Below are 8,971 nucleotides of genomic sequence, written 5' to 3'. Positions count from 1 at the left end.
GGCATGGTTGACTTAAGTTTTCGCCCTCGCGTTCGAAACTAATAGTAGCGGGACGCTGTTAGACTAAAGTGAGAGGAGGAGAGGGCAATGACAGCGAAATCACTCTGCTGGCCGGCGATGGCAACCATCCTCACATTCATCGCCGTCACGATCTTCGCTGTACCAATCACCGCCGGTCAAACTGACAAGGATGACCTCTACGCCACCCAGATTTCGGGCGGCAAAACCAAACCGCTGGTTGACATCGAGAGCCGACTCAAACGTCCCGACACCGAGCGGCCGATCAAAAAGGTCGAGCCGACTCGCCGCGTCACCACCACCGATACCACGGCCGTTGAAGACGCCTCCAGGTATCAGCTTTACATCGACCCGGTGTATCCGAAGAAGGCGCGCGTCGTCAACAAGGAGGGTGTGGTCGAAGTGAACATCACGTTCGACAAGAAGGGCAAGATGAAAGATGCCCGGATTGTCAGTTGCTCGGCGCCCGATTGGGGATTTGAGCAGGCGGTTCTGGCAGCGGCGCTGGAAGCCCGCCTCTCCGGTCACGGCGACCGCGAGATCACTGTCAAAGCGACGCTCAAGTTCCAGTTGCGTTAGGCATTCGGACCGCAGCGCACCGATTCAGACCAGACAGGCAGGCCAGCGCCTGCCTGTATCCATTTGTACTCCGGTAAACAGAAACTGTGGGGCAAGTCTCCTTGTAGAGTTTCGTTTGTCACGAACATCCACGAGGAGACCTGCCCTTTGGAAGGACTACTTACAGTTGGCGCACGGCGCTGGACCGCCGGCGAAGATGTAACTGATCAAGTACACCGCATCGGAGATCGTTACCTGCCCGTCGCAAGACGGATCGCCTTTGGTGGTCGATCCCGGTGCCGGACCGCCGGAAAAGATGTAGGCGATCAAGTAGACAGCATCTGAAATCGAAATCGATTCGCTGCCATCGGCATCACCGCACATATCCGGCTGAATCACGTTGATCGCGAAGTTCTTGTCGGTAATGACCGCGGCCTGATCCTGCGCCCGTGCTGTGAAGTTAATCACGCTGGCCGTGGTCGGCGTGCCGGAGACCAGACCCGCCGCCGACAGCGAGAGGCCGGTGCCATTGAGGTTGTGATTCAGGTCGCTCCAGGTGACCGTGCCGGTGCCGCCGGTGCTGATCAACTGCTGCGAGTATGCTGTGCCGACTTCACCGTCCGGCAGTGATTCGGTAGTGATGACAAGCGGGGCGGCCGACTGCAGCGGCGGGAAGACTATCAGATCGACCCACGCTTTGTCCGAACCGACCGATTGCGACCCATCCTTGACATACTTCCACTGGAAAGTGCGCGATCCGACGGTGACAGGATAAGAAGCTTGCGCCCAACCGACGGAGCCGGACCAGGAAGCTTTCTTCACGCCATCGATGTAGAATTCGAGAAAGTCCCAGTTGGATTCAGAAGACACCTTGTAATAGAACGAAACATTACCGGCCTGAGCAATCGTAAGTGTGACGGTCATCGTCGAGTTCTGACTGTGGGTGATAGTCCCCGAGGCGGCTGCATAGGCGCCTTCATACATGCCGGAGCTGACGATCGTCCAGGGTTGATTGCCGCCGAGCACCCAATTGTAAGCCGTGAAGTTGCCGTCCTCAAAGTCTTCCACCGCTTGTCCGAGAGTCAGCGAGAAGAAGGCCGAATCAACATAGCCGCCGTCGGCGGCGATGTCGATGCGAAACGGAGCGACGTGGTTCACCGGGCAGGTCGGCGATACGGTAAACGCATATTGCGCGTTCGACTGCGCCGAGCCGCCGTTCTGGGCGATGGTCGGGTAGGTTGAGGTGTTCTGCGTGATTGTGAGGTATGGATCGGTGCTGGAGAGGACGCCGACTGCATTTGTCGCAGCACCACCTCCCTCATTGTAGAGGGTGATGTACATCGAGACGGCTTCACCGGGGTCGATGCCGGCCGGCGCGGTGTCATCGAGGTAGCTGATCACCGGGATGGTTGGCACCGGTTGGAGCTGGACGTCGACGACCGTTGCAGTGTTGGTCAGGACGAGCACATTGCCGACGGTCTGTGTGATGTAACCCGGCGCGCTGAAGCTGAGGTTCCACGTGCCGTTGGCGATTGGGCGGTAGTAGTTGCCGTGATCGGGATCGGTGCGCACGTGGCTGGAGTCGGCATCGTGAGCCGTGACAGTTACGAGCGCCGGCAGCGGCAGACCAGTATTCGCATCGGTGACCGTGCCGCGGATGCCGAACATCGCCTGCTCCAAGAAACGCAGGAATGACAGGCGCAAATAACCCCAGTAGGTTGGTAGCGAAGAGCCCGACACGAGTTTTGTGGTCGAAATCTCGATACAGACTTCGCGGCAATGACGCCAGTAGTTCATCCAGTCCTGACGACCGCCGTCCACTTCGTACCAGTCAAAGCCGTTGGTGATGCCGTCATTGTAGCCGGTCATATAGCCGCCGCCGGCGGCCACTTGCGCGGTGTCGGCGAACTGGTGGCTAATTGTCTGATACCAGGCATCATCAACATGGCGCGTAACCCAGGTATCCCACGGATAGTTGACGACTTCGGTGCCGCCATGGAAGTTGGCAGAGACCACAAAGCTGTGCTGTTCGGCAAAGGCCATGAAGGCCTGCGTTTCGACCTGCCAAGCCTCGCCATCAGGATGCGGGCCGTCTTGCGGGTCGGGGTAGTTGCGATTGAGATCGACACCGTTGGCGTTGTAGCGCCAGGCACCGGAAACGGTGGTATTGCCGGAGCGATAAGTACCGTCGGGATTGTGCAGCGGATTGATGTAGATCTCCATGTTGTTAACCATGGTTTGGATACGCGTGTTGCCGGCATTGTAGCCCACCAGCAGCGAGTCGATCAAGCGCAGCATCGATACGTAGCCGGTAGTTTCATCGCCGTGCATTGATGATGTGTAAAACACCTCCGGCTCGTTCTCCTCGGTCGCAACGTTATCAGAAATCTTGGCGACCAGAAGCGAGCGACCCTGAACGGTAGTACCGATGTTGATGATCTGGCAGAGACTGGGGTAATTGGTCGCGAAATCATTCATCATCTGCACGTAGGCAGTGTAGGTGGGATAGACATCCCAAGCCATGGCGTCGCGGCTGCTCGCGGCCATATCCACTGGGCCAACGTCACCGGGATTCGGCAGCATCGTGTACGCATAGCCCAATTTCTGGAATTCGGCCAATTGACGATCATTGGCGTAAGCATAGATGGTCGTTCCGGTCGGCGGGGTGGCCTCGTCAATTGAGATGATTTTAGTCAGAACCGAAAGTTCCTTACGGTCCTGGACATCAAAACGGAAGTAGTACTGATTGACCTCCGCTGCCATAGCTGCAAACGTAAGCAACATTAGGCATAAGCTGGTCAGCTTTAGCGACTTAAGCATTGAGTCTCCAACAACACAGGTGCGTTGTCCTCGGGCGGGTTAAAGACCAAATCAGGTAGTAATAGCTCGTATCACAAAATAAGGCAAATCAACCATTTGGCAAGTGAAAATCGATCTCCGAAGCTTTGAACATAAGGCTAAGATAACGTGGCAGTTATAGCGGGTGTGTTTCGTCGAGTTTGGGAATTATCGTCTCCCAGCCGCGTTCGTCTTTCAGGTGGAGAGCCATTGCGGCTGATTGCTCGGATTCCCCGTGAGTTATAAAGACTTTTTTCGGTTGGTATTTGACTGGTTCAAGCCAATGTAATAGTTCGTACCAGTCAGCATGACCCGACATTCCTTCGAACTTGACAATACGAGCGCGCACATCGACCGGCATCTTGTGGATGTAAACCATTTCCGCGCCGTCAGCGAGTCTCCGGCCGAGAGTGCCTTCCGCCATGAATCCTACCAGTGCCACGGTGGTACGGCGATCAGGCAGGCGATTGAGCAGGTGATGGAGGATACGGCCGCCGGTCATCATACCACTGGAAGACATGATGATCGCCGGCCCTCTGAGTTCGTTGAGGGTCTGCGACGATTTGCGGGTGCGATGTAACGTAACGTTGTCGCCATCGAGCACGGATTTAGCGCCACCGAGTTTGTTCAGGTCGATCGAGTGATAGGTCGGGTAGCGTATATAAATCTCGGTAGCAGAAATAGCCATCGGCGAGTCGATGTGAATATGGATCGGCGGGACAAAGTCATTCGTGATCAGGTCGTTGACCAGATAGGTGATTTGCTGCGTGCGACCGATGGCAAAGGCCGGGATCAACAGGATACTGCGGCTGTTGTGGACTTCATTAATCAGCTCTTCAAACACCGTGTGAGCATCTTGAGCTGGATGCATCTTCCCGCCGTAGGTTGATTCGCACACGAGGTAATCGCAGTGCGGCGGCGAAAGCGGATTGGTCGTAAGCGGGTTGCCGTAACGACCGACATCGCCGGAGAAGAAGATTGACTTGCGCTCGACGCCGTCGTCCATTTCAAGCTCGACTCCGGCTGCTCCGAGCAGATGCCCGGCGATATGATAGCGAAAGCGAAACTCTTTGCCGATCGATACCCACTCGTGAAACTTGACGTTGCGGAAAAGCTTCTTCGTGGCCTCGGCATCGTCGATATCAAACAGCGGCAGGACGACTTCATGGCGCGACAAGTGTTTTTTCTGCCGGAATTGGGCGTCTTCCATCTGCAGCATCGCGGTATCCATCAGGGAGACGTGGGACAATTCGACCGTAGGCGGTGTCGCATAGATCGGGCTGTTGTAACCCTCGCGCACAAGCTTGGGCAGGAAGCCGATGTGATCGATGTGCGCGTGTGTCAGAATGACGGCAGAGATTTCCTTGATCGCGAACGGCACCGGCAGCCAGTTGCGTTCACGCAGATCGCGGGAGCCTTGGAACATACCGCAGTCGACAAGAATCTTCTTGTCGTTAACAGTAACCAGGTATTTTGATCCGGTCACGGTTCCGGCGGCGCCATGAAAGGTGATTTGCATCATAGTCAGATTCTCGGGAGCGCCGCGGGGCGCGCATCGTTGACGGGGTTAGCGGTCATCGGGTTTCCATTGGAATGTAAAACAGCTGACCGCGTCGTTCTACCTGGAGAACCACCTGGTTCGCGGTTAGCTTGGCCAGGAGCGCGCGCAGCTGCTCGAGGGATTCGACGCGTTCGCGGTTAACCGCATAAATGATATCACCGGGTTGAATCGTTTGCTCCCACATCAAGCTGCTGCGCGAGCGGGCGGCAACGACGATGCCGGTTTCGTAACGCGGTTTACCGACGTATTGTTCCAACTCGGGATTCAAGTCGAGGCCGAGAATGCCGAGCGGTGCGATCAGGTTGCGCTCGGGCGTCACCAAATTGAACAACAAGTCTTGGTAGTCCTGTCGCTCGACTACGGGAACGCGGACAGAAATCGTGTCGACGCCGCGGAGGACGACGACATCGACGAGTGCGCCTTCAGCCTTACCGTAAAGGTTAACCGTGAATTGGCGGCCATTCTCCATGGTCTTGCCGTCGAGAGAAAGGACAACATCGCCGACTTGCAGGCCGGCAGACTCGGCGGGCGAGTCGGGGTAAACATCGGCCAGGATGACTCCGGGACTGTGCGGCAACTCGAGCGCGGCCGCCATCGCCGCCGTGATAGTCTGGGCATTGACACCGATTTCGCCGCGGCGCACGCGGCCCCGGTCTCTGATTTGGGTATAGACTGCACGCACAATATTGCTCGGAGCGGCAAAGCCAATTCCCTCAGCGCCACCCGATTGCGAGAGAATCGAGGTGTTGATGCCGATCACTTCACCGCGGGAATTCACCAGCGGCCCACCGGAGTTACCGGGATTAATTGAGGCGTCGGTCTGAATGTAGATCATCGGGCTTTCGGGGCGCAACTGCCTGGCGACGGCGCTGACGACCCCCATGGTGACGGAGTTGTCCAGGCCGAGCGGTGAACCGAAGGCGAGCACCAGCTGGCCCTGGCGGACGTCATCGGAGTTGCCAAGTTGGAGAAAGGGCAGGTTGGTTTCCGCGATTTTGAGCACGGCCAAGTCGGTTTCGAAGTCAATACCGACTACCTGCGCGCCGACGACGCGACCACGCGGCCGAACAATCGATCGGCCGGTACCGCCGGACCCGGAGGCCAGCAGGACCTGGATTCGCTGTGCACCTTCGATAACATGCGCATTGGTGACGATGTAGCCGTCGGCGGAGAGCACGACACCAGAGCCGCCTGCCTGCTGACGAGTCAATAGGCCTTCTTCGGACCACAGACCGCCAGCCCCGGGGACGTAGCCCGTGGCAAGAATGCCGACCACCGCCGGGGTGGTGCGATCAGCGAGCGTGCGCAGCGATGAACTCAGTCGGTCAAGTTCATCCGGCTGGGGCTGTGCTCGCAGGCCGCAGCTGAAGAGCAGAATCGATGCGGCTATTATCGGCAGCAACTGGCGCATAGTCCGACCTGACTATTCCTTCGTTCGCGGCACCGGCAGCACGAGGATCGGCACGTGGGTGTCTTTCACCAGTTGCTCGGCGTCGCTGCCGCGCAGATGTTCCAGCAGACCGGTGCGACCGGTAGTTGTGATCACGATCAGGTCACAGCCAAGTTCTTTGGCGGTTTCGAGGATTTCGCGGTGCGGATCGCCTTCGCGAAGCAGGACCTGATGTTTGAGATCGGCGCCGCCGGCGCGCCGCAACTCCTCTTCGAGGATCTTCTTGGCGGCCACCGCGGTGTCCTTCTCTTGCTTGAGGAAGTCGTAGTACTTGATCCGAAGCAACACCATCTCTTCTTTCGACATGAACTCGGGGCGCACATTGAGCAGGACCAGCTCGGCGCCCATGAGCTTGGCCAGTTCGGCGGCACGGTGGAGGCCGGGCGTCGACTGCTCGCTGAGGTCGGAGGGCACGAGGATTTTCTTGAACATCATTTCACCTCGATTTACATGAAGAATATAACCGTCAACAACAAGAACAAGGGTACCAGAATGGCGATCGACCAGAGTATGTAACCAAAGAAGCTCGGCATTGGAATTTTGGCCTCTTCGGCGATTGAGCGCACCATGAAATTGGGTGCGTTGCCGATGTAGGTGTTCGCGCCGAAGAAGACGGAGCCGACTGAGAGGGCGGTCAAGTCTTCAATGAACAGGTGTGCGTTGGGATGGGCCAGCGCGTTCGTGAGAATGCCGGTGACATCGCCGGGCGCGACACCGAGATTACCGAGCGACATATTGAAGAACGTCAGGTAAGTCGGTGCGTTGTCGAGAAACGAGGAAAGCGTTCCGGAGAGCCAGAAATAACTGGCCGGTGACCCGACGATCGAGAACAGCGGCGCAGCCGAGCCGGCGGCACCGGCCTGCAAGATCTTCAGCGGCGCGACGATGGTCATGAAGATGCCGATGAAGAGAAACCCGACCTCCTTGATCGGAAACCAACTGAAGCCGTTGGCCTCGCGGCACTGAGCGGTGGTGGTCTTGAGGCTGACGATGCCGAGAATCACGATCAGTGCGTCGCGTAGCAGCGAGGCGACCTCGAAGTGAATATGAAAGAGGCTGACCTCACCGAGTTTCAAAGTGCCGGAAAGCAGTACGGCGATCACGATACCGAGCAGTAACAGGAAATTGTGGGCACCGTGAACGCGGAGCGGCTCGTGCGGATCAATGGTGACCGTTCCTCCGCGTGATTTCTCCTTATGGAAGTAGTAGCTGTCAATCACGAAGTAGAGAGCCAGCAGAATGACGGTCGCGAGCACCATCTTGGGCCAGAACTGGAAGGTCCAGAAAAACGGCACGCCGTTCAGAAAACCGAGAAACAGCGGCGGATCGCCGAGCGGCGTCAACAGGCCGCCGATGTTGGCAACGAGAAAGATGAAAAAGACGATTGTATGGACCTTGTGATTGCGGGCCTTGTTCGCGCGGATCAACGGGCGAATCAAGAGCATCGCAGCGCCGGTCGTTCCCATCCATGAGGCGAGCGCTGTGCCAATCAACATGAGCATCACGTTGGTCATTGGTTTGCCGACGAGAGTGCCGGAGAGATAGATACCGCCGGACACGGTGAACAGTCCCCAGAGCAGGATGATGAACGGGAGATAATGCAACAGCATCTCGTGCGCGAGTTCGTGCGCTGCGAGGCCGCCGTAGGCGACGATGAACGGGACGGCAAAGATCAACCCCCAGGCAAACGAGACTTTGGCGAAGTGGTGATGCCAGAAGACCGGCGCGACCATGGGGATGATCGCAATTGAAAGCAAGATGCCGACGAAGGGGATACAGCTCCAGAGTGGCAGACCAGCCCAGGCTGGCGCCGACACCTGTGCCGGAACGTGCTGTTCGAACTCAGCCGCCGTGGAAGCCCCATACGTGGCTGCGGATGCAACCAGCAAGAAAAGGAGGATCAGGACGAGGGGCCTTGGTGAAAAGAGTCCTTGCGGAGACAACTGGCGCGGCGTCTTCATCATAACAGGTTGGGAAGATAGAACTTGTTAAGGCGATAATCAAGGAGCGAATCACCGTGATGGAATGCAGCTTGCGCGAGCATCGGCGCAACGCCAGTAATCTCCTTGATTCTCATGCGGCCGTCGTGTAGCTTCCCGCAATGGATTTGGTCGCTTCATTACGCAGCCTCCTCGGGGAATCAAAGGTCAATACGAATCCAACGGCTCTGCAAGCGGCCGCCATCGATGAGTCAGCTTTGACACCGGTGGTGCCGTGCGCGATCGTACGCGCTGAATCGGTCGGGGATATCGCGGCGACGATCAAGTTTTGTCATGACCTGGCCGTGCCGGTAACGGTGCGGGCAGCGGGCAGTGCGCTGGAGGGGAGCGCGATTCCGGTTGCGGGCGGGATCGTGTTGGATGTTTCAGGTCTTGACAAGGTCATCGCCTTCTGGCCGGAAGACTTGCAGGTAGAGGTCGAGCCGGGAATCGTCTACGAGAAACTGAATGAAATTCTCAAACGGGAGTCGCTGTTCTTCCCGCCTTCACCGGGCGGCAGTTCGGATGTCGCCACGATCGGCGGGATGGTCTCGACGAACGCCAGCG

Annotated in this window: 7 protein-coding genes; 2 read left to right on the top strand and 5 right to left on the bottom strand. The window is 57.5% G+C overall.

The features are described 5' to 3' along the window. Positions 1-87: 87 nt before the first annotated feature. Positions 88-597 carry a TonB family protein gene (locus IT585_09470; GenBank protein ID MCC6963467.1) on the top strand — a complete coding sequence of 170 codons (510 nt, stop codon included), beginning with the start codon at positions 88-90 and terminating at the stop codon, positions 595-597. Between the two features lie 156 nt (positions 598-753). On the opposite strand, the gene IT585_09465 is transcribed toward IT585_09470, so the two are convergent. The 5 genes from IT585_09465 to IT585_09445 form a co-directional block, all read right to left on the bottom strand. Next, positions 754-3,396, bottom strand: coding sequence for a carboxypeptidase regulatory-like domain-containing protein (locus IT585_09465; GenBank protein MCC6963466.1), 2,643 nt, complete (start codon positions 3,394-3,396; stop codon positions 754-756). A 154-nt stretch (positions 3,397-3,550) separates the two neighbouring features. Continuing rightward, positions 3,551-4,936, bottom strand: coding sequence for an MBL fold metallo-hydrolase (locus IT585_09460; GenBank protein MCC6963465.1), 1,386 nt, complete (start codon positions 4,934-4,936; stop codon positions 3,551-3,553). A gap of 52 nt (positions 4,937-4,988) precedes the next feature. Continuing rightward, positions 4,989-6,386 (bottom strand): trypsin-like peptidase domain-containing protein, encoded by a 1,398-nt coding sequence (locus tag IT585_09455; GenBank protein ID MCC6963464.1) that lies wholly within the window; start codon positions 6,384-6,386, stop codon positions 4,989-4,991. Positions 6,387-6,398: 12 nt separating this feature from the next. Continuing rightward, positions 6,399-6,860, bottom strand: a complete 462-nt coding sequence (locus IT585_09450; protein MCC6963463.1) for a universal stress protein — start codon at positions 6,858-6,860, stop codon at positions 6,399-6,401. Positions 6,861-6,871: 11 nt separating this feature from the next. Continuing rightward, positions 6,872-8,389, bottom strand: coding sequence for a sodium:proton antiporter (locus IT585_09445; protein MCC6963462.1), 1,518 nt, complete (start codon positions 8,387-8,389; stop codon positions 6,872-6,874). Positions 8,390-8,526: 137 nt separating this feature from the next. On the opposite strand from IT585_09445, the gene IT585_09440 reads away from it, so the two are divergent. Next, the coding region (locus IT585_09440) for an FAD-binding oxidoreductase (protein ID MCC6963461.1) at positions 8,527-8,971 on the top strand (445 nt) is incomplete at its 3' end.

This window comes from Candidatus Zixiibacteriota bacterium (assembly GCA_020853795.1).
GTDB lineage: Bacteria > Zixibacteria > MSB-5A5 > CAIYYT01 > CAIYYT01 > JADJGC01.
Note: the sequence above shows the minus strand (reverse complement) of the source record. Positions and strands in the feature narration are given on the sequence as shown.

What these genes read in the sequence shown, in the direction of transcription:
- IT585_09470 (MCC6963467.1), top strand. Translation starts at nt 88, where the DNA reads ATGACAGCGAAATCACTCTGCTGGCCGGCGATGGCAACCATCCTCACA.
- IT585_09465 (MCC6963466.1), bottom strand. Translation starts at nt 3,396, where the DNA reads ATGCTTAAGTCGCTAAAGCTGACCAGCTTATGCCTAATGTTGCTTACG.
- IT585_09460 (MCC6963465.1), bottom strand. Translation starts at nt 4,936, where the DNA reads ATGATGCAAATCACCTTTCATGGCGCCGCCGGAACCGTGACCGGATCA.
- IT585_09455 (MCC6963464.1), bottom strand. Translation starts at nt 6,386, where the DNA reads ATGCGCCAGTTGCTGCCGATAATAGCCGCATCGATTCTGCTCTTCAGC.
- IT585_09450 (MCC6963463.1), bottom strand. Translation starts at nt 6,860, where the DNA reads ATGATGTTCAAGAAAATCCTCGTGCCCTCCGACCTCAGCGAGCAGTCG.
- IT585_09445 (MCC6963462.1), bottom strand. Translation starts at nt 8,389, where the DNA reads ATGATGAAGACGCCGCGCCAGTTGTCTCCGCAAGGACTCTTTTCACCA.